The sequence below is a fragment of the Polynucleobacter sp. IMCC 29146 genome, from assembly GCF_021395195.1.
GTDB lineage: Bacteria > Pseudomonadota > Gammaproteobacteria > Burkholderiales > Burkholderiaceae > Polynucleobacter.
On the sequence record NZ_JAJVCR010000001.1, the window covers coordinates 321,643 to 343,059 of the forward strand.

A 21,417-nucleotide genomic window follows, 5' to 3' on the forward strand; every position below is an offset into this window, starting at 1 on the left:
AGAGTAGGTAGGGCCTTTAGTTTAAATAAGCGCTGGATCGCGCTCAATCGACCAGCGTATTTTGTCCTTCTTGCTAATACGCCCTTGCGACTGACCTCGTAAGAAGGTATCAATTTGCTCTAAAACACCTTGCAATTGATTCCGATGATTGGCTTCAATAACTAATTGGGCGCGTTCTAAGCCTGCAATTCGCACCATACTCTTCGCTACGGGATCGTATATTTTTACCTGCTGTTCGGCGTCAAAGTGGCTGGCTGCCTCTTGTTTAAGCTGCGCTAAAAATACCAATACCTTGCTTAACACTTTTCCCTCGGCGTGAATCAAGGCCTGAAAAGTAAAAGGCGGCAACTGCGCTTCTTCACGTTCAGTTGCTAACTGCGCTAAAAAACCATCGACATCATGCTGAATTAAGTATTGAAAAACAGCGGCATTTGGATGGCGGGTTTCAATATAAATTTGACTTATTTTTTCTACACCATCGCTTCGACCAGCGCGCCCAGCAACCTGAACGAGTTGTGCAAATAAGCGTTCCGGAGCACGATAATCGTGCGAATATAAACGCGCATCAGCATCTAATACGCCAACTACACGGATATTTTGATAGTCATGACCCTTCGCAATCATTTGTGTGCCGATAATAATATCGATTTCACCAGCATGCACCGCCTGCATCATATCTTCAGCGCCACGCCCCCTGCGACTACTATCAGCATCAATCCGCAAGATGCGGGCGTTTGGCCAAGCTAGGCCGATTGCATCTTCAATTTTTTGTGTTCCTTGCCCAATGGGTCGTATATCGGCATCTCCGCATTCAGGACAACTCTTAGGTACAGACTTTACCAAGCCACAATGGTGACAACTCAAAATCGGCTTAGCAGTAATTGCACCTGGCTTATGCAAGACTAAATATGCACTGCATTGCGCGCACTGTGAAAGCCAGCCGCAAGATAAGCAAGTTAAAACAGGAGCATACCCACGGCGATTAATTAGCACTAAACTTTGCTCCTGCTGCTGTAAGTTAGCATCAATTGCATTGGCCAGAGGCCTTGAAAGATGAATTTTTTTAGCACCAGCAGATTGATTATTTTTGTCTTTTAAATCAATCAAGCGTATTTCTGGCATTGCACCGCCTTGTGCTCGCTGGTTTAGCTGGATTAAGTCATAGCGCCTATTGCGTGCAGCCAACCAAGTTTCTAAAGAGGGTGTAGCAGAAGAAAGAACAATAGGAATGTGTAAATTATGAGCGCGCCAAACTGCTAAATCACGTGCTGAATAACGCGTACCTTCTTGCTGTTTATACGATGTATCGTGCTCTTCATCAACGACGATTGCCCTTAAGTGCGGAATGGGAGTAAGGACAGCTAAACGGGTACCAAGAATGATTTGCGCCCGACCAATTTGTGCTTCATACCAGGCCATGCCGCGTTTTTTTTCTGCCAACGCACTATGTAAGACAGCTAGTGTGTGCCCTGGAAAATGCGCACGCACACTTCTCTCTAATTGCGGGGTTAAATTAATTTCGGGCACCAAAATCAGCACTTGAGCATTTTTTTCTGCCAATATATTAGCCAGCCAATTTAAAAAAACGGCCGTTTTGCCACTACCTGTTCTGCCCTGCAATAATGTGGCGCGCAAGCCGCTCTTCTGGCTGTCTTGTTTTTGATTATTTAATTTTGTTAACGCAGCGGCCTGCTCTGCATTTAGCGCTGCCGTCAGAATGGCGCCGGTAGCCTTAGCGCTTTTGCTGCTGGAGTGGGGGCCACCATCCTGACTAATGGCCGCCTGATCCATTAGCGCAAGTTGTAGTTTTGGCCAATTTTTGGGTTTTTTCCAATATTGCGGAATACTTGGAATGAGGGTTTCGCCAAGCCCTTGAATATAGTACGTGCTGGCAAATACCATGAGCTGCATTAATTGGGGGTCTAAGGCCGGAATCGGTGCAAGTTGCGTAACTGTCTTTAATTGGGCCGGCTCTAGGGCAGTGTCATGGCTTACTTGAACCACAACCCCAACTAAATTTCCGCGGCCAAATGGTACCTCAACCAATTGGCCAATAAGGGGATCTTGCCCTAATTTTTCACTATTCCAAATATAGTCAAAGCATTGGCGCAGGGGCTTATCAATCGCAACCTGAACAATGAGGGGCTTAGTCATTACAGCGCTTTAGCGGGTTAACTTTACTTGTGGATAAGTCTGTGGATATCGCTAAGTTTGCCATTATCTTTTCATTAGCGTTCATTTTTAAAGTCTTACGTGAGGGGTGCTTTACGACTATTTATTCAATTAAAACAATTACTTAGACTAAATTATGCAGGGGTAATCTGAAGCTTCGAGCGAATCTTACTGAATTTCTTATTCTCGTGTTTGGCTGTGCATAACTATGTGCATAACTTTTCGCAATGCACCAAATTGACAGGCCAAGCGGCTCTGGTTTAGCCTACTTTCTAAGGGCTTGGGAGTGGCTTATGACCGCCTCAACTAGCGCAGAAACGTGCTCTGGGGGGGTAAATTGTGAAATGCCATGGCCCAAATTAAAGATATGCCCATCTAAGGGATGTAGTTTGGGGCGCATAGGCGGCGCTGACGCCAATCCATCGAGTATTTCACACGCTAATTGCTGAATTTGGGCGGGCTCGGCAAATAGGGCAAGGGGATCAATATTGCCTTGAAGTGCTATGGGGGTATTAGCCGCTACCAGTGCTGCGCGCGCGTGCTGCAGAGAGATAGTCCAGTCTAGACCAATGACATCAGCACCAGCTTGTGCCATATCGTTTAACCAGAGGCCACCCCCTTTGGTGAAAATAATAATCGGCACTTTTCGCCCTTGGTGCTCTCGGGGCAGCTGCGCTATTACTTCGCGCATGCTTGCTAAAGATACACTTTGATACCACTTGTCGGGCAGCATGCCGCCCCATGTATCAAAAATCATTAATGCTTGAGCGCCGGCCTCTAATTGCAAGCTTAAATATTGGGCTACAGACTGGGCATTGATTTTGAGAATCTGTGCCAGTAAGTCTGGCCGACTAAACATCATGGTTTTAGCATGACGAAAGTCATCAGCGCTTGAGCCGTCAATCATGTAACAAGCCAGTGTCCACGGCGATCCTGAAAAACCAATCAGTGGCATACGCTGCTGACCATTTTGCATTAGCGCGCGGCGAATTTCTGCAACCGCATCAAAAACATACTTCAGCTGATTCATATCCGCCACTTGCAACTTAGCTACATCATCCGCTGTGCGCAAAGGCCTTTCAAAGCTGGGGCCTTCGCCAGCGGTAAATTGCAAACCAAGGCCCATGGCGTCAGGAATAGTTAAGATGTCGGAAAATAAAATTGCAGCATCTAAGGGGTAGCGATCAAGTGGCTGAAGGGTAACTTCAGTAGCTAAACTGGGGTTCTTGGCTAGCGCTAAAAAACTGCCCGCGCGGGCGCGCGTAGCGTTGTACTCTGGCAAATAACGACCAGCTTGGCGCATCAGCCACAACGGCGTTCGATCCGTTGGCTCGCCAAGGCAGGCCTTAAGGAATCGATCGTTCAGCAAGGCTAGCTTGACAAAGAATTATTTTTTGCGCCGAAAGCGCGCAAGTGCAGCTAATTGAGCGGCGGCCATAACAAATTCGGATTGTGCTAAAGCCAAATCAAATTCGCTACCCCGATTTTGCATAGCCTCTGCCGCGCGTTTTTTAGCCTCGAGGGCTTTTGCTTCATCCAGATCGTGACCGCGAATCGCCGTATCGGCCAAAACTGTAATGTGATCGGGCTGTACCTCTAAATAGCCGCCCGCAACAAACACAAATTCTTCCTCGCCATCTACCTTCTCAATGCGCACTGATCCGGGACGAATACGGGTAATGAGTGGCGTGTGACCAGGCAAAATTCCCAGCTCGCCGCTTTCACCAGGAAGCGCAACAAAGTTGGCTTCGCCACTAAAAATAGACTGCTCAGCACTCACAACATCAACCCGAATTGTTGCCATGTTTTGTCCTTAAAGCTTCTTGGCTTTTTCAATCGCTTCGTCGATAGATCCAACCATATAAAAAGCTTGTTCTGGCAGGTGATCTAATTCGCCACTCACAATCATTTTAAAGCCACGAATGGTTTCCTTTAAAGGCACATATTTTCCCGGCGAGCCAGTAAAAATTTCAGCGACGTGGAATGGTTGCGACAAGAAACGTTGAATTTTACGCGCGCGCGATACGGCTAACTTATCTTCTGGCGATAATTCATCCATCCCCAAAATAGCAATAATATCGCGCAACTCTTTATAGCGTTGCAAGGTCATCTGCACTTCGCGAGCCACCTCATAATGCTCTTGACCAACGACCTGCGGATCAAGCTGACGACTAGTTGAATCGAGTGGGTCAACTGCGGGATAAATACCTAAAGCTGCAATATCCCTTGAGAGCACCACGGTGGAATCTAAATGCAAAAAGGTTGTCGCCGGAGAGGGATCGGTTAAGTCATCTGCAGGGACATAAACCGCTTGAATTGATGTCACTGAGCCAGTTTTAGTTGAGGTAATACGCTCTTGCAATTTCCCCATCTCTTCAGCCAAAGTTGGTTGATAACCTACAGCAGAGGGCATCCGCCCCAATAAAGCGGAGACTTCTGTGCCAGCTAATGTGTAACGATAAATATTGTCGACGAAGAACAAAATATCGCGGCCTTCATCACGGAATGCTTCGGCCATGGTTAAACCCGTTAAGGCCACGCGCAAACGATTTCCTGGGGGCTCGTTCATTTGACCAAACACCATGGCCACTTTATCGATTACATTTGACTCTTTCATCTCATGATAAAAGTCATTACCTTCACGGGTACGCTCGCCAACACCGGCAAATACAGATAATCCCGAGTGTTGTTTAGCAATATTGTTAATGAGCTCCATCATGTTGACAGTTTTACCTACTCCTGCTCCACCAAACAAGCCAACCTTACCGCCTTTAGCGAATGGACAAACTAAATCGATTACCTTAATGCCCGTTTCAAGCAAGTCTACTGAAGGGGCGAGATCTTCAAACTTAGGGGCGGGCTGATGAATTGCGCGCCGCACATCGGTTGCAATTGGACCAGCATCATCAATTGGGCGACCCAACACATCCATAATGCGGCCCAACGTTGCGGGGCCAACCGGTACTGAGATTGGTTTGCCGGTCGACTTTACTTCCATGCCACGGCGCAAACCATCACTGGCGCCCATCGCGATCGTACGTACGACACCATCGCCAATTTGTTGTTGCACTTCAAAGGTGAGCCCCTTTTCAGCAAACGATGCTTCCCCGCTATCGACCAGAGTCAAGGCATCATAAATATTGGGCATTTGATCACGTGGAAATTGAATGTCTACTACAGGACCAATGCACTGCACGATATTGCCGTTGCTTACGTTACTCATCGTATTTCTCCGCTTTTAATTCCTAAAATTCTTTCTTGCTACTAAATAGGCTCGGCTTATACCGCCGCCGCGCCGCCAACAATTTCTGACAACTCTTTGGTAATCGCCGCTTGACGCGTTTTGTTGTATTCCAGTTGCAATTCACCAATCACATTTTTTGCATTATCCGAAGCCGACTTCATAGCGACCATGCGCGCCGATTGTTCCGAGGCTTTATTTTCAGCTACAGCTTGAAAAATTAAAGCCTCGACATAGCGTTTTAATAGACTATTGAGCACCAACTCGGCATCTGGCTCGTAAATATAATCCCATGCATGGGCTGACTGTTGCGGCTCTAAAGCACTTGGCTCGAGAGGTAAAAGTTTTTCTAACACGGGCTCTTGTTTCATGGTATTGATAAAGCGGGTATAGGCCAAATAGACCGCGTCAACTTCGCCTTTTTCAAAAGCTGTCAATTGTGCAGCGATAGAGCCAATCAAAATATCCATGTGGGGCGTATCACCCAACTGAATCACTTCGGATAGAATTTTTGCCTTAGACCGATTTAAAAATTGCAGACCCTTAGCGCCAATGGCGGTAAATTCAATTTCAATCTGGGCCTCTTGCATTTCGCGTGCCTGATTCATCACTAAGCGCAGTACATTGGTATTTAAGCCGCCACACAAGCCCTTATCAGTGCTGACCAAAATAGTGCCAATGGTTTTGACTTCACGCACCGTCATATAACTTGGGCGGTACTCGGGATTTGCTTTGGCTAAATTAGCAACAATTTCACGAATTTTTTCAGCATAGGGGCGAGCTGCACGCATCCGCTCTTGCGCACGCCGCATCTTCGAGGCGGCAACCATTTCCATGGCCTTGGTGATCTTGCGCGTATTTTGTACGCTTTTAATCTTGGAGCGGATTTCTTTTGTGCTTGCCATAGTCTATTTATGCGGCCGCGCGTTTGTAGTCTTCAACCGCTGCACGTAATGCAGCTTCATCATCCTTGCTTAAGTCTTTGGTATCTTCAATATTGGCTACTAACGCAGCATATTTGGATTTTAAAAACTCATGCAAACCTTTTTCAAAGGGCAGCACTTGCTTCACATCAATGTCATCGAAGAAGCCGTTGTTGACAGCGTAGAGTGATGCAGCCATTTGCCAAACTTGCATGGGCATGTATTGTGGCTGCTTTAGTAGTTCAGTCACTCGACGCCCACGCTCAAGCTGTTTACGCGTAGCATCATCGAGGTCGGAAGCAAATTGTGCAAACGCCGCTAACTCGCGATATTGCGCTAAGTCGGTACGAATACCGCCCGATAATTTTTTAATCACTTTAGTTTGTGCAGCACCGCCCACCCGTGATACAGAAATACCAGCATTAATAGCCGGGCGCACACCAGCATTGAATAAGTCGGTTTCTAAAAAGATTTGTCCATCGGTAATCGAGATCACATTTGTTGGCACAAATGCAGAGACGTCGCCCGCTTGGGTTTCAATAATGGGCAATGCTGTAAGCGATCCTGTTTTACCTTTTACGGCGCCTTTCGTAAACTTTTCAACATATTCCGCATTCACCCGAGCAGCGCGCTCAAGTAAGCGTGAGTGCAGATAAAACACGTCGCCAGGGTAGGCTTCACGCCCAGGCGGACGGCGCAATAACAGCGAAATTTGACGGTAAGCAACCGCTTGCTTGGTTAAATCATCATAAACAATTAAGGCATCTTCGCCGCGATCGCGGAAGTATTCGCCCATGGTGCAACCCGCGTAAGCCGATAAATATTGCATTGCCGCCGAATCGGACGCACTAGCTGCAACCACCACGGTGTACTCCATGGCGCCCAGCTCGGTGAGCTTGCGCACGACGTTGGCGATAGTGGAGGCTTTTTGTCCAATAGCCACGTAAACGCAATAAACGCCTTTGCCTTTTTGATTAATGATGGCATCAACTGCGACGGCAGTTTTACCGGTTTGACGATCGCCAATGATTAATTCGCGCTGACCGCGCCCAATGGGCACCATTGCATCGATTGCCTTTAGGCCAGTTTGTACGGGTTGACTAACGGATTGGCGAGCAATCACGCCTGGTGCAACTTTTTCAATGAAGTCGCTTAATTTTGCATTAACGGGGCCTTTGCCATCGATGGGCTGGCCTAATGCATCAACCACTCGACCTAATAATTCAGGCCCTACGGGAACTTCCAAAATTCGGCCCGTACACTTAACTGGATCGCCCTCTTTAATATGGGTGTATTCACCTAACACCACCGCACCAACCGAATCACGCTCTAGGTTTAAAGCAAGACCAATGGTGCCGCCAGGAAACTCTAACATCTCTCCTTGCATCACCCCAGACAGTCCATATACTCGGCAAATACCATCAGTTACCGAAATAACGGTACCTTGATTACGCATCTGCGTATCAATGCCTAATTCACTAATTCGGCTTTTGATCAGCTCGCTGATCTCGGAAGGGTTGAGTTGCATTGCTTACTCCTGGGTCTTAATTCGTATGTTCTTCATTAACTTATGCGCTTAGGCTAATTTGCATCTGAGCCAAGCGCGCTTTTACTGAGCCGTCTAACACTTCATCGCCAACTTGCACCCGAATGCCGCCAATTAAGCTGGGATCAAGAGCAATCGTTGGGCGCAATTCTTTGCCGCCGAAGCGCTTTTTTAGGCTGACCAATAAACTACTTAAGGCCTCGCCCTCAAGTGGAAATGCGCTAGTAATCATGACCTCTGCAGCGCCTTCGCTATGATTTTTTAATAAACTAAATTGCGCCGCTATTTCACTCAAAACACCTAAGCGCTGATTTTGATTAAGTAAGCGCAAAAAACTCAAAACCCGTTCACTTATTGGTGTTTTGGCCATGCCTACAATGAGCTGACTTAAGTCGGCGGCAGACACCTTGGGGTTATTGGCCAACAAGACCAATTCTGGTGCTGAAGCAATTTGCGCTAGCTCGTTTAGTTGAGCTGCCCACGGCGCTAAATCAGTTGGCTGAGCGCTAGCAAATAAGGCCTCAGCGTAAGGGCGGGCAATCGTTGCTAAATCAGCCATATCAAAGTTGCGCCTTCAATTGATCTAATAATGCTGCGTGGGATTTAGCATCGACTTCACGTTGCAATATTTGTTGAGCGCCTTGTACTGCTAGGGCGGCCACCTCAAGCCGTAAAATTTCCCGGGCGCGACTCACTTGTTGGTCTGCATCTTCTTTAGCCTGCGCCAAAATTCGGGCAGCTTCGGCTTGGGCATTGGAACGAATTTCTTCGGCGGCCATTTGTGCCCGCTTTTCAGCTTCGGCAACCCGTTGTGCACCTTCTTGGCGAGCACCAGCTAATTCTTGTTCAGCAATTTTGCTAGCAGATGCCAAATCGGCTTTGCCTCGCTCTGCAGCAGCCAAGCCTTCGGCTACTTTCGTGGCGCGATCATCTAATGCCTTCACCAACGGCGGCCACACAAAGCGTGCAACAACCCACCATAGTATGAAGAAAACGATCATTTGCGCGAATAAGGTCGCGTTCAGATTCACGATGTTCCTTTCGGTATTGTTAAAAGCGGAGAGATGACCAATTTAGTCATCTAAACCGCAACAATTACTTGATGACGGCAAGCAGTGGGTTTGCAAAGGCAAACAACATTGCCACACCAACGCCGATCAAAAACGCTGCGTCGATTAAACCAGCCAAAAGGAACATTTTGGTTTGCAGTTCGTTCATCAACTCAGGTTGACGGGCTGCACCTTCAATAAATTTTCCGCCCATAAGGCCAATGCCCAAACAGGCTCCTAAGGCGCCCAAACCAATGATAAGACCGATACCGACGGCTGTCAGTCCCTGGATGTTGGCTAAAAATGCTTGCATGTTAACTCCTAAGTATTAAAAGGGGTGAGGTTGAAAAAATTAATGGTGACTATGCGCTTGGCCAATGTAGACCAAAGTCAGCATCATGAAAATAAACGCTTGCAACAAAATAACAAGTATGTGAAATATCGCCCACGCTGATCCGGCTATGACGTTACCGACAAATCCAAACATCGTCATGTCCAGACTAAAGGTCCAAATGCTACCCAGAAGCGCAATGAGCAAGAAAATTAATTCGCCTGCATACATGTTGCCAAAAAGTCGCATACCTAAGGAGACGCCCTTAGCTACATACTCAATTAAATTTAATGCTAGATTAATTGGCGCCAAATACCATTTAGCCCCAAATGGCGCAGAAATTAATTCATGCATAAAACCGCCAACGCCCTTAATTTTGAAACTATAAAAAAGCACTAACAAGAGCACTGAAAAGGATAGTCCGAGAGTGGCGTTGAGATCGGTAGTCGGCACAATTTTGTGATGGGGCACATGCAGGCCAAAACTTCCAACGAACTGATTCACGCCGACAATCCAGTCAACCGGGATGAGGTCAAGGGTGTTTAGCAAAATGATCCAACAGAACACGAATAGGGCGAGCGGGGCAATGTAAGTGCGGTTCCCATGAATAATGCTTTTGGATTGGGTTTCGACCATTTCAACCAGCATTTCCACCAATGCTTGGAAGCGCCCTGGAACTCCGGGGCTTGCACGCCGCGCAGCGATTAACAACAAGACAACCGCTAAGACGCCCATTAACGAGGTCCAAAAAACGGTATCTAAATTAATAACGCTAAAGTCAATAATTGAAGCTTGTTTGCCGCCGATATTATTGAGGTTTTGCAAATGCTCAGCAATATATGAGGTGGGCGTAATGGCTTCAGTTGCACCGTGCGATGCGACTCCATTTGCCAGATTTGCTTCGCTAGACATCTATCAACAATTCCCTGTTTCAATCATTTTGCTACCTGCTTGAAGCGCCACATAAACCAATAGCACTTCAAGGTTAAAAAATAAGTCAGCAACAACGGCAACCATTTTAAATCTGGCTGCTTGACCGCAAACCCCACAAACAAGGCTAAAGTTAAAGTGATCTTAATTAACTCGCCAGAAATCACCGCCGCCAAAAACTGCCCTGCGCTAGGCTTGGTGGAATTACTCGCGATTTGCAGCCGCAACAAAAAGACACTCGCTGGTAAAAACCCAATTAAGCCACCCACCAAAGCCGACTGAGTATAAAGGTTTATACCCAACGGGCTCCCAAAAAAACTACAAATAACCGCGCTAAGCAGTGTTACTACCACCTGACCCAAAATTATTCGCCAAGACGACAAGGCAAAAAATTGCGCGGGCTGTGCAGCCCGTAAGGCGCTCATTTCTGCTTTGCTGTAGGTCCGAAAGGCCTCTTCGGGCTCTTCCCATTGACACTTCGGCGGAAATTGATTTTTTTGGGTAATCAATTTAGCCCGCATATTTTAGTGTTACCAACATGATTGGTCAATTGATTTTGAACTTTTTGCCGGGTATTTTTTCTACACATGCGCAATACCCAACTTTTTTAGTAAGGCATCTAACTCATCAAATTGGCTAAAACGAATACAGAGCTCGCCGCCCTTACTTTTTATTTTAAATTGTGCTGCTAAGCCGATTAGATCAGCTATCTCTTGGGCTAAACGGCGTAAATCAGGATCTTTATTGGCCGCAGCTGAGGCGGAATTTACCAACGATTTTTTACTCTGCCCAATTTGACCCATAGCAATAGTGGCTGCGCTTGCCATTTTTTCTGCCTCGCGAACTGACAAGCCTTGAGCCACAATGCGTTGCGCCAAAATAATTTGGCTTGCGCCGGGTAACGGCAAGAGGGCGCGTGCGTGACCCATATCGAGCTCACCAGCCATGAGCATGGCTTGCACCGGCTTGGCTAGTTGAGAGAGACGCAATAAGTTGCTAATGGCGCTACGCGATTTGCCAACTGCCTTGGCAGCAGCCTCATGGGTAAAACCAAACTCTGCAATGAGGCGCGCCAAGCCCTGAGACTCTTCAAGGGGGTTTAAATCTTCACGCTGCATGTTCTCGATTAATGCCATTGCCGCTGCAGAGCGATCGTTCGCCATGCTAATTAATACCGGCACAGCGGATAAGCCAGCCAATTGGGCCGCGCGAAAGCGTCGTTCGCCGGCAATAATTTCATATTTGCCTGGAGCCACCTCACGCACCAATAGCGGTTGCATAATGCCCTGCTCACGAATGCTCTCAGCCAACTCTTGCAAACCCTCTGACTTAATCTGTTGACGAGGTTGATACTTGCCGGCCTGCAAAGCGGTAAGTGGTAAGGAGGCAATGCTTGATCCTGCTACCTCAGACTGATTTGTTTCGCCCAACAGGGCATCAAGCCCTCGGCCTAAGCCTTTTTTCTTAGCCACGCTCATGGTTTCACCTCTGCTGAATTGCCCTGCATTATGTTCATTGTCTGCACCCGCTGAATCATTTCGGCACCAAACTCCAAATATGCCTGGGCACCACGGGAAGCCTTATCAAAGGTGACTCCGGGCATACCGTATGAGGGGGCTTCGGCCAAGCGCACATTGCGCGGAATAATAGAGCTAAAAACTTTATCGCCAAAATGGGCCAGTAACTGCTCAGACACTTGCTGCTGTAATGTCATCCGTGCATCGAACATCACTCGCAACAATCCTATGATGACGAGGTCTGGATTTAACTTGGCATGCACTTGTTTAATCGTATTCACTAGGTCGGATAAACCCTCTAGTGCAAAGTACTCACATTGCATTGGCACAATTACACCATTCGCTGCGCATAAGCCGTTTAAGGTAAGCAATGAAAGGGCTGGTGGGCAATCAATCAAAACGAAATCGTAGTCGTGCGCAACGCTATGCAAAGCATTTTTGAGACGCAGCTCACGCTCATCAAGATCGACCAATTCAATTTCTGCGCCAGCCAAATTACGGTTTGCTGGTAATACGTCGTAGCCAGCGCTAGGGCAACGCTGCACGGCCTCTTGCACTGCTGCATGACCAATTAATACTTGATAGACTGTTTTGCTTAAGTCGCTTTTTTCTATACCGGAACCCATAGTGGCGTTACCTTGCGGGTCTAGATCTACCAATAGTACGCGTTGCTGATGACCCACCAAGCCCGCTGCTAAATTAACAGCGGTGGTAGTTTTACCGACCCCGCCTTTTTGATTGGCAACACAAAAAATTTTAGCCATAGTAAAAAAATGCTCTATAAAAGATTAGTGCAGTTGGGTAAAGGTGAGTAAATGGCGTTCGACTGTGCAATTGGGTAAATGCACCGGCAAATCGGCAACTAAGCGCCACCGTTCTTGAGGGAGCGAGCTAATTTCAGCTTCAACGTGTTTTGCTTTCATGGCAAAAACCACGCCGGTTGGCTTTAAAAAGGGTTCGGCTAAGCGCAAAAAATCAGCTAAATTGGTAAAAGCCCGCGAAATAACTGCGTCAAACTCGCCTGCAAATTTCGCGCCCGCATCCTCAACCCGCATAGTTAGTATTTCCACATTATTTAAATGCAGCCGACCTTTAAGGTGCTGTAAAAAAGCGGTTTTTTTACGGACTTTTTCAATTAGGCTAAAACGCCAGTCTGGCCGTGCAATGGCCAAAGGAATTGCGGGTAGGCCCCCTCCAGACCCGAGGTCGGCAATTCTATAGGGCTGCGTACTGGTTTGTGATGTGCTCCCAGCTTGCGCCTCTAAAGCCACCAGCATTCCAGGTAAAATTGCAATAGAATCAAGGAGATGCAGACTTATAGAGGCGTTTTCTTCAGTAATAGCAGTTAAGTTATGAACCCGATTCCAGCGCTCAAGCTCTAGCAAAAATAGCTCGAGGTCAGCGACTGCCGCTGGCAATAAAGCCACGCTTAAATCTTGGAGCCCATCTGCTAGCTGGCTCATTGGGCGCCTAATCTCATAAGAGAACAGTGCCCTTACCAAGCCCCTTCTTCAGGTGCACGAGCAATAAAGAAATGGTGGCAGGGGTTACTCCTGAAATGCGGGCAGCATGGCCAAGCGTAGCGGGTTTATGAAAGTTTAGCTTCTGCTGAGCCTCAGCCGATAAACCATGAACTTCGAGGTAATCCAAGTTTATGGGTAAGCTTAAGCCCTCAAAATGGGCATGACGCGCAATTTCTGCGCTTTGTCGATCGATATAACCTTGATATTTGATGGCAATTTCTACTTGATCTTTAATTTGCTGGTCCAAAATGGGGTCGTCTGCCAAATCGCCTGGATGCCAAAAACCTTTTTCGGCTGCCATTAACTCGCTATAACCTATGCTAGGGCGCCGGAGTATTTCAGCCAAAGAGCACTCGTGTGCCAGTGCTTGCCCCAAAATAAGTGCCAATGCACCTGCTTTTTCGTGCCGGGGACCAACCCAAATGCTATTGAGGCGCAATGTTTCACGTGAAACAGCAGCTTCTTTTTCACAAAAGAACCCCCAACGGACATTGTCGACTAAGCCCAATTGGCGCCCGATAGCTGTCAGGCGCAAATCAGCATTATCTTCACGTAAGCTGAGACGGTATTCGGCCCGGCTTGTAAACATCCGGTAGGGCTCTTGCACTCCGCGGGTTATTAAGTCGTCCACCAAGACGCCAATATAGGACTCACTCCGCTTGGGTATCCACGGCTCTTTGCCCAAAATAGCTAAAGCAGCATTAATGCCTGCCAACAAACCCTGTGCAGCGGCCTCTTCATAGCCAGTTGTGCCGTTGATTTGGCCAGCAAAATAGAGCCCTGTGATGGCTTTTGTCTCTAGGGTGTGACGCAAGTGTTGTGGATCAAAAAAGTCGTACTCGATTGCATAGCCGGGGCGCAAGATCGTTGCCGCCTCCATGCCCCGAATACTTCTTACCAGATCCCACTGAATATCAAAGGGTAGGCTGGTAGAAATGCCATTAGGATAAAACTCATTGGTTGATAAGCCCTCAGGCTCTAAAAAGATTTGATGGGCATTTTTAGACTTGAAACGATGGATTTTGTCTTCAATTGACGGGCAGTATCGTGGTCCGACGCCCTCTATCACGCCGGTATACATGGGTGAACGATCAAGCCCACGGCGAATGATGTCGTGGGTTTGTTCATTCGTATGGGTAATCCAGCAGGATACTTGAGGAGGGTGCTGTTCTGGACGACCCAAAAATGAAAAGCTTGGAACGGGATCAAGATCACCAGGCTGCTCTTGCATGACTGAAAAATCAATGGTGCGGCCATCAATTCGCGGTGGGGTGCCAGTTTTAAGCCGCCCCTGAGGTAATTGCAGCTCTTTCAGGCGCAGAGACAGGGTATTGGCTGCGGGATCACCGGCACGACCGCCCGCGTGACTATCTAGCCCAACATGAATTTTACCGCCCAAAAAGGTGCCTGCTGTTAATACAATGCGAGGTGCACAAAAGGTTAAGCCAAGGGCCGTAACTACACCCTGAACCTGATTGTTCAGAACTACAAGATCATCTACTGCGGCTTGAAATAGGGTTAAGTTAGGCTGATTTTCTAGGCGTCGACGAATGGCCGCTCGATACAAGACCCTGTCGCCTTGGGCTCTAGTGGCGCGCACAGCTGGCCCCTTGCTTGAATTAAGAATGCGGAATTGAATCCCCGCCTCATCCGTTGCCGCTGCCATCGCGCCGCCCAATGCATCAATTTCTTTCACCAAATGGCCTTTGCCAATTCCGCCAATAGACGGATTACAGCTCATGGCACCCAAGGTTTCAATATTGTGGGTAATGAGTAAGGTGTCACAGCCCATCCTCGCAGCAGCAAGAGCAGCTTCAGTGCCAGCATGGCCGCCACCGACAACAATCACCTCAAAATTTTTGGAATAGCGCATGAATTAACCAAGATAGGGCGATGATCATAGCATTTTGTCTGTTTCACGTGAAACAAATTTGCCGATGGCGGTGTTATGCAGCTCTATTTGGCTCTGATTTAAACCTAGTTATTTCGAGTAAGCCTTTGATTTAATTCAAAAAAAAGCCGTCGTAAGCTGATTTTAAAATGAGCGCGCTCACAACAATTAAAAAGGTTTTGCGCACAAAGGTACTGCCGTGGCGAATGGCTAACTTACTGCCATACTGACTGCCGGCAATATTTGCCACCATCATCGCCAGCCCTAGCGGCCAATTAATGTAGCCCAAGCTAGCAAATAAGCCAATTGCCGCCAAATTCGTTGCCACATTGACTAGCTTAGTTGCAGCTGAAGCATGCAAAAAATCAAAGTTAAAAAAACGTACAAAGCCAAATAATAAAAAGCTGCCCGTGCCTGGTCCAAAAAAACCATCATAAAAGCCGATGATTAGGCCCAGGCAAGCCGCCTTGAGTTGCACCAAAAAATTCTTCTCCACTGGGTCGTGCGCACCACCCAATGCTGGTTGAAACCAGGTATAGAACAATAAAAATAAGAGTACGAATGGCAGCGCCTTTCGCAAGGGTTCGGCAGGAAATACCGTCACCGCCTGAGCACCAAGTAGTGCGCCAATAAAACCAAACACAATGGCGGGGCCCACAATCGCCCAAGGTAAATCAACGTGCCGCAAATAGCGCCGCGCTGCATTGAGCGTGCCACCAATGGCGGCTACTTTATTAGTTGACATCAGCGCAGCTGGGGGTAGTTCGGGATAGGCGGCAAATAATGCTGGCAATTGAATTAAGCCCCCGCCGCCAGCCACGGCATCAACCAGCCCCGCAAAAAAAGCGAGCGCCAATAACAGTGGCCATAAGTAAATTGAAAATTCGATGATGCGCTCTTTAAAAAATAAAAACTTATTTTGGTTTTACAAAATAGCCAACCAAGCCTTTGCGAAAGAGCATTACACACAAAATAAAAATCAGGCCGGTAACAATGGTGACCGACTCGCCCAGCGAATTAAACCACTGTACGCTAGTTAGCTTAGCTAAAAAATTACCAATCTCACCGACTCTCTGTTCAAGCACCACAATGACTAGTGAGCCCACTAAGGGGCCGATCAAGGTGCCAACGCCACCAACTAAGGTCATTAAAATAACTAGACCAGACATCGACCAATGCACATCACTAAGCGTTTCGAAGCCAAGCACCAAAGCCTGCGCACTGCCTGCTAAGCCCGCTAGGGCGGCAGATAAAAGGAAGACTAAAAACTTAAATTGATTCACGTCGTAGCCCAAAGAAATTGCACGCGGCTCATTTTCTTTAATCGCTTTTAAGACCTGTCCAAAAGGCGAAGCAACAATACGCGCAATTAGTAAAAATCCAAATACCACCAAACCTAAAATAAAATAATATAAGGTCAGATCATCGCTTAAATCAATCAAGCCAAATAAACTTCCCCTTGGAATGCCCTGAAAGCCATCTTCACCACCGGTAATGGGGGCTTGCAAACAAATGAAATAAAACATTTGCGCCAAGGCTAAAGTAATCATCGAAAAATAAATTCCCTGTCGACGAATTGCCAAACCACCCATTGCTGCGCCTAAACAAGCTGCGAAAGTAGTTCCTAAAATAATTCCGAGCTCCGGCGAAAGTCCGGCATTGCGCATGAAAAATCCCAAGGCATAGCCGCCGCCGCCAAAAAAAGTTGCATGGCCAAACGAGAGCAGGCCGGTGTAACCCAATAACAAATTAAATGCCGCAGCAAACAAAGCAAAACATAAAATCTTCATTAAAAAGATCGGATAAAAAAACCACGGCGCAAGTATGCCGATCGAAAGCAGAAGCAGATAAAAAATCGATTTAAACGATTTCATCGAGAACATGTTATTTTTCCCGTCCAAATAAACCAGCAGGTCGGAATAACAAAACAATCGCCATAATTGCAAACACCACGGTGTTTGAGGCCTCGGGATAAAAAACTTTAGTAAGCCCCTCGATTAAACCAAGCCCTAGGCCCGTCAAAATTGAACCCAAAATTGAACCCATGCCGCCAATAACAACAACCGCAAAGACCACAATAATTAAATTTGAGCCCATCAGCGGAGAAATTTGAATAATGGGCGCGGCAAGCACGCCCGAAAATGCTGCTAAGCCAACCCCGAAGGCGTAAGTTAAGGTCATCATTAGCGGAAAATTAATTCCAAACGCCTGAACTAATTTTGGATTCTCGGTTCCAGCCCGTAAGTAAGAGCCCAGTTTCGTTTTTTCGATGACATACCACGTTACAAAGCACACCGAGAGCGATGCAAACACAACCCATGCGCGGTAGTTTGGCAGCATCATAAAGCCTAAATCAGTCGCACCAGTAAGTAATTCAGGGGTTGAGTATGGCAGCCCTGAAGAACCGTAAATTGAGCGCAAGATGCCCTCAATAAAAAGCGTCAAACCAAAAGTCAATAAGAGCCCATACAAATGATCCAACTGATACAGGTGCCGCAATAAAAGCCGTTCAATCACCACGCCAATCGCGCCAACGACTAGCGGCGCCAACAATAACATCGCCCAATAGTTCAAGCCAAAATATTGGCCAGCCATCCACGTCACAATTGCGCCCAGCATAAACATCGCGCCGTGCGAAAAGTTAATGACATTTAAGAGGCCAAAAATAACCGCCAGGCCCAAACTTAAAATGGCATAGAAGCTCCCGTTAACCAACCCCAAGAGGAGTTGGCTTAACAGGGCTGAAGTGGATAGACCAAAAATTTCCAAGGATTACTTCAAGGCACACTGCGAATAAGACGCAATGGGAAACGCCTGCTCACCAGGAATGGTGGAAATCAACTTGTAATAATCCCAAGGAGACTTTGATTCAGCTGGCGTTTTAACTTCAAACAAATACATGGTATGCACCATGGTTCCGTCTTTGCGAATGTAGCCGCCCTTAGTAAACATGTCATTAATTTTCACCTTGCGCAACTGCTCCATCACTTTATCAGCGTTATCGGTACCTGCTGCCTTTACCGCATTAAGATAAGTCATGGTTGATGAGTAATTGCCGGCCTGAACCATCGAGGGCATGCGCTTCATTTTGCCAAAGAAGCGCCTACCAAACTTACGGGTCTCTTCGTTTTGATCCCAATACCATGCTTCAGTTGCATAAAGGCCTTGGGCACTTTTTAAGCCCATGCTATGGACATCAGAAATGAAGACCAATAGGCCGGCAATCTTCATGGTCTTGGTAATACCAAATTCATTAGCTGCTTTTACTGAGTTGATCGTGTCGCCACCCGCATTCGCCAAGCCTAAAACCTGTGCCTTGGAGTTTTGCGCCTGTAGGAGATAAGATGAAAAATCGCTAGCGCTTAAGGGGTGTCGTACATTACCCAGCACCTTACCGCCATCTGCTACAACTACTGCGGCTGCATCTTTTTCAAGTGCGTAACCAAAAGCATAGTCTGCGGTTAAGAAAAACCAGGTTTTTCCACCCTTGCCAATCATGCCCTTGCCTGTGCCATTAGCCATTGCAATGGTGTCATAGGTGTAATGCACAGTATAGGGGCTGCATTGTTCGTTAGTAAGTGCCGATGAACCTGCGCCATTATTAATATAAATACGCTTCTTTTCCGAAGCAACCTTAGCCGTAGCTAGCGCTGTACCTGAGTTTGTGCCGCCGAAAAGCACGGTTACGCCATCACGATCAACCCACTCACGCGCTTTTGACGCTGCAATATCAGCCTTATTTTGATGATCTGCAGAGATCACTTCGATCTTGCGGCCCAACACTGTGCCGCCAAAATCGGCAATGGCCATTTTGATCGCTTCGAGGCCACCATCGCCGTCAATATCGGCGTAGAGCCCGGACATATCGGTAATAAAACCAATTTTGACTGGCGCCGGATCGGCGGCCTGCGCAAAACCAGAGGCTGCCATCAGCACTGCCACGGCACTTGAAATTAATGTCTGTTTCATTTTTTTTCCTTTAGTAAATATTGACCCCATCAAACCCCCAAATACCCGTTCAGCAATTCAGCCTTAGCAGCCAATTCTGAACGTTGCACCACTTCGACTACATGTCCGCTTTCAATGACATAGTGTCGATCTGCCAACTTCGCAGCAAAACGAAAATTTTGCTCAACCAAGACAATCGTAAAACCACTATTACGAAGTTTGGTAACTACTTCGCCCAACTTCTGCACAATGACTGGGGCTAAGCCCTCGGTAATTTCATCCAGCAAAAGTAATTTAGCGCCCGTACGTAAGATGCGGGCAATTGCTAGCATTTGCTGCTCACCACCCGACAAGCGGGCGCCCGGGCTTGACCTTCGCTCATACAAATTTGGAAACATGTCGTAAATCGTATCCAAGGTCATACCGCCCTGCATGACCTCTGGGGGTAAGAGTAGATTTTCTTCGGCCGTTAAGCTTGAAAAAATACCGCGCTCTTCGGGACAATATCCAATACCAAGGTGCGCCACTTGAAAGGTTTGCATGCCAATGGTTTGTTTGCCATTTACCTCAATTGATCCAGTGCGCTTACCCGTTAATCCCAAAATAGCCTTAAGAATAGTGGAGCGGCCAGCGCCATTTCGACCAAGTAGAGTAACAACTTCGCCGTCAGCAACACGAAAATCGATGCCGTGCAAAATATGCGACTCGCCATACCACGCTTCAAGTTGCTTTACATTTAAGGCCGCCGCGCTCATACCTCTGCCTCAGGCTCGCTGCCGGTGTAGGCCTCAATCACGAGGGGATTTTTAGAAACCTCACTATAGGGCCCCTCGGCTAAGATCGAGCCCCTTTGCAAAACTGTAATTTGGTCAGCAATTGCCGAAACCACTTTCATGTTGTGCTCCACCATCAACACCGTGCGCCCCAGCGCAACTCGCTTAATCAACTCTGTAACGCGAGCCACATCCTCATGACCCATGCCTTGCGTAGGCTCATCTAGCAGCATCAGTTCTGGCTCCATCGCCAAGGTCGTCGCAATTTCAAGGGCGCGCTTTCTGCCATAGGGTAGATTGACTGTTTGCTCATCTGCCATTTCCGCCAAGCCCACTTCCTGCAACAACTCCATGGCCCTCGCATTCAAAATATTTAATGAGCTGGGTGATTTCCAAAAATGAAACTCGCTACCAAGCTGGCGCTGCAAAGCAATGCGCACATTTTCTAAAACGCTAAGATGGGGGAATACGGCCGATATTTGAAACGAACGAATTACGCCTCGACGAGCAATTTGCGCCGGCCGCTCTTTGGTGATGTCGGTGCCATTCAGGTAAATATGGCCCGTACTAGGCTCCAAAAATTTCGTTAATAAATTGAAGCAAGTGGTTTTGCCAGCACCATTGGGGCCAATTAGGGCATGAATACCGCCGCGCGCAACCTGAAGATTAACGTCGCTAACCGCCGCAAACCCTTTAAAGGCCTTCCCTAAATTTACTGTTTTTAAAATAATGTCGTTATGGTCCACAAAGCCTCAATTGCTTGCGCAGATAAGCATTTGAGGATAACCCAGGATCGCGCAGCATTGCATAGGGATAACCCCGAAGAGGCTGAGAATAGGCCCTAAGCTAGGAAATTTCAGTCTGATATTGCTTAATGGCCAGCTGCGCTGAGGCGCCCATCAGGTCGAGCGGCATCCGCTGTGCGCCTTGCATAATTAAAATTGCATACGGCTTTGCTAAGGCGCTAACCTCGGCAGAAAGGGCTTGCTCATCGCCTACCGGCGGCGTTCGCTGACGCCAAAAATTGATCGCCGCCTCCAACTCTTGAATTGTGACAAACACGGTTATTGCCTAGGTTTATTTGGCTGACACAGCAAGCATCGAGCCACGACACTTTTTTGCCCCACAACGGCAAGCGTAATCGCGCTTCATGGCCTTCGTTATGCGCCCCTCCACATCCAACGAATAGTCGTAAAACAATTCTTGACCAACCTTTAAATTACGCTTCGCCAAAATAAATACGCGCGCCTTGCCACCATAGAGCTCTTCCTCAGTTTCGCAGTTGGGTTTACAGGAGTGATTAATCCAGCGTGCTGCATTGCCCCCCTGGTTGGCATCGATTACCCTGCCATCGTCCAAAGAAAAATAAAATGTGTGATTAGGTTGTTTTGGATCATGGGGATGGATACGCTCCGCCTCTTTCCACGAGATGCGCTTGCCCTTGTACTCAATGATTGGCGTCCCTTTTTTAATTGGCTTAGCAACAAAAACACCTTTGCCATGAATGGCCGAAGACTTAACCACTATGCGTGAGCGGTCTACCTTAGGTAGTTGAAGATTCTTCTTTGCCATC

At 47.4% G+C, this 21,417-nt stretch carries 23 protein-coding genes; all 23 read right to left on the reverse strand.

From position 1 onward, the window contains the following. Positions 1–21 precede the first annotated feature (21 nt). Positions 22–2,154: a primosomal protein N' gene (gene priA, locus LZT22_RS01710; protein ID WP_233923315.1), complete on the reverse strand. Its 2,133-nt coding sequence runs from the start codon at positions 2,152–2,154 to the stop codon at positions 22–24. A 283-nt stretch (positions 2,155–2,437) separates the two neighbouring features. Further along, a complete protein-coding gene (gene hemE, locus LZT22_RS01715) occupies positions 2,438–3,541 on the reverse strand; it encodes a uroporphyrinogen decarboxylase (protein WP_233923316.1) in 1,104 nt (367 codons plus the stop codon). An 18-nt stretch (positions 3,542–3,559) separates the two neighbouring features. Further along, positions 3,560–3,976, reverse strand: a complete 417-nt coding sequence (locus LZT22_RS01720) for a F0F1 ATP synthase subunit epsilon (protein WP_233923317.1) — start codon at positions 3,974–3,976, stop codon at positions 3,560–3,562. A 9-nt stretch (positions 3,977–3,985) separates the two neighbouring features. Beyond that, the gene (gene atpD, locus LZT22_RS01725; RefSeq protein ID WP_233923318.1) at positions 3,986–5,395 is read right to left on the reverse strand and encodes a F0F1 ATP synthase subunit beta; all 1,410 of its coding nucleotides are present in this window, start codon (positions 5,393–5,395) and stop codon (positions 3,986–3,988) included. Between the two features lie 56 nt (positions 5,396–5,451). Further along, positions 5,452–6,318: a F0F1 ATP synthase subunit gamma gene (atpG, locus tag LZT22_RS01730; protein WP_233923319.1), complete on the reverse strand. Its 867-nt coding sequence runs from the start codon at positions 6,316–6,318 to the stop codon at positions 5,452–5,454. Between the two features lie 7 nt (positions 6,319–6,325). Next, positions 6,326–7,864, reverse strand: coding sequence for a F0F1 ATP synthase subunit alpha (atpA, locus tag LZT22_RS01735; RefSeq protein ID WP_233923320.1), 1,539 nt, complete (start codon positions 7,862–7,864; stop codon positions 6,326–6,328). Between the two features lie 40 nt (positions 7,865–7,904). After that, positions 7,905–8,441, reverse strand: a complete 537-nt coding sequence (locus tag LZT22_RS01740; RefSeq protein WP_233923321.1) for a F0F1 ATP synthase subunit delta — start codon at positions 8,439–8,441, stop codon at positions 7,905–7,907. A 1-nt stretch (position 8,442) separates the two neighbouring features. Next, positions 8,443–8,913, reverse strand: a complete 471-nt coding sequence (locus LZT22_RS01745; protein WP_233923322.1) for a F0F1 ATP synthase subunit B — start codon at positions 8,911–8,913, stop codon at positions 8,443–8,445. 64 nt (positions 8,914–8,977) lie between these two features. Further along, positions 8,978–9,244, reverse strand: a complete 267-nt coding sequence (gene atpE, locus LZT22_RS01750; protein ID WP_233923323.1) for a F0F1 ATP synthase subunit C — start codon at positions 9,242–9,244, stop codon at positions 8,978–8,980. A gap of 39 nt (positions 9,245–9,283) precedes the next feature. After that, the gene (gene atpB, locus LZT22_RS01755; RefSeq protein WP_233923324.1) at positions 9,284–10,174 is read right to left on the reverse strand and encodes a F0F1 ATP synthase subunit A; all 891 of its coding nucleotides are present in this window, start codon (positions 10,172–10,174) and stop codon (positions 9,284–9,286) included. Positions 10,175–10,197: 23 nt separating this feature from the next. After that, positions 10,198–10,713, reverse strand: coding sequence for an ATP synthase subunit I (locus LZT22_RS01760; protein ID WP_233923325.1), 516 nt, complete (start codon positions 10,711–10,713; stop codon positions 10,198–10,200). A 60-nt stretch (positions 10,714–10,773) separates the two neighbouring features. Further along, complete coding sequence (locus tag LZT22_RS01765; RefSeq protein WP_233923326.1) at positions 10,774–11,670, reverse strand: ParB/RepB/Spo0J family partition protein; 897 nt, start codon at positions 11,668–11,670, stop codon at positions 10,774–10,776. After that, a complete protein-coding gene (locus tag LZT22_RS01770) occupies positions 11,667–12,473 on the reverse strand; it encodes a ParA family protein (protein ID WP_233923327.1) in 807 nt (268 codons plus the stop codon). The genes LZT22_RS01765 and LZT22_RS01770 overlap by 4 nt, the downstream gene beginning before the upstream one ends. A 24-nt stretch (positions 12,474–12,497) precedes the next feature. After that, entirely contained in the window at positions 12,498–13,172 is a 675-nt protein-coding gene (gene rsmG / locus LZT22_RS01775; protein WP_233923328.1) for a 16S rRNA (guanine(527)-N(7))-methyltransferase RsmG, read from the reverse strand. Between the two features lie 13 nt (positions 13,173–13,185). Continuing rightward, positions 13,186–15,105 carry a tRNA uridine-5-carboxymethylaminomethyl(34) synthesis enzyme MnmG gene (mnmG, locus tag LZT22_RS01780; RefSeq protein WP_233923329.1) on the reverse strand — a complete coding sequence of 640 codons (1,920 nt, stop codon included), beginning with the start codon at positions 15,103–15,105 and terminating at the stop codon, positions 13,186–13,188. A 130-nt stretch (positions 15,106–15,235) separates the two neighbouring features. Continuing rightward, positions 15,236–15,985, reverse strand: a complete 750-nt coding sequence (locus LZT22_RS01785; protein WP_233923392.1) for a TSUP family transporter — start codon at positions 15,983–15,985, stop codon at positions 15,236–15,238. Positions 15,986–16,037: 52 nt separating this feature from the next. Then, a complete protein-coding gene (locus LZT22_RS01790) occupies positions 16,038–16,997 on the reverse strand; it encodes a branched-chain amino acid ABC transporter permease (RefSeq protein ID WP_233934839.1) in 960 nt (319 codons plus the stop codon). A gap of 10 nt (positions 16,998–17,007) precedes the next feature. After that, a complete protein-coding gene (locus LZT22_RS01795; protein WP_233923331.1) occupies positions 17,008–17,892 on the reverse strand; it encodes a branched-chain amino acid ABC transporter permease in 885 nt (294 codons plus the stop codon). 3 nt (positions 17,893–17,895) lie between these two features. Beyond that, complete coding sequence (locus tag LZT22_RS01800; protein ID WP_233923332.1) at positions 17,896–19,092, reverse strand: ABC transporter substrate-binding protein; 1,197 nt, start codon at positions 19,090–19,092, stop codon at positions 17,896–17,898. Between the two features lie 29 nt (positions 19,093–19,121). After that, positions 19,122–19,826: an ABC transporter ATP-binding protein gene (locus LZT22_RS01805; protein WP_233923333.1), complete on the reverse strand. Its 705-nt coding sequence runs from the start codon at positions 19,824–19,826 to the stop codon at positions 19,122–19,124. Further along, on the reverse strand, positions 19,823–20,590 hold the full coding sequence (locus tag LZT22_RS01810) for an ABC transporter ATP-binding protein (RefSeq protein WP_233923334.1): 768 nt from the start codon (positions 20,588–20,590) through the stop codon (positions 19,823–19,825). Before LZT22_RS01810 ends, LZT22_RS01805 begins: the two co-directional genes overlap by 4 nt. Before the next feature lie 100 nt (positions 20,591–20,690). Beyond that, a complete protein-coding gene (locus LZT22_RS01815; RefSeq protein ID WP_233923335.1) occupies positions 20,691–20,906 on the reverse strand; it encodes a DUF3717 domain-containing protein in 216 nt (71 codons plus the stop codon). A gap of 15 nt (positions 20,907–20,921) precedes the next feature. Further along, positions 20,922–21,416 carry an SET domain-containing protein gene (locus tag LZT22_RS01820; protein WP_233923336.1) on the reverse strand — a complete coding sequence of 165 codons (495 nt, stop codon included), beginning with the start codon at positions 21,414–21,416 and terminating at the stop codon, positions 20,922–20,924. Between the last annotated feature and the right edge of the window lies 1 nt (position 21,417).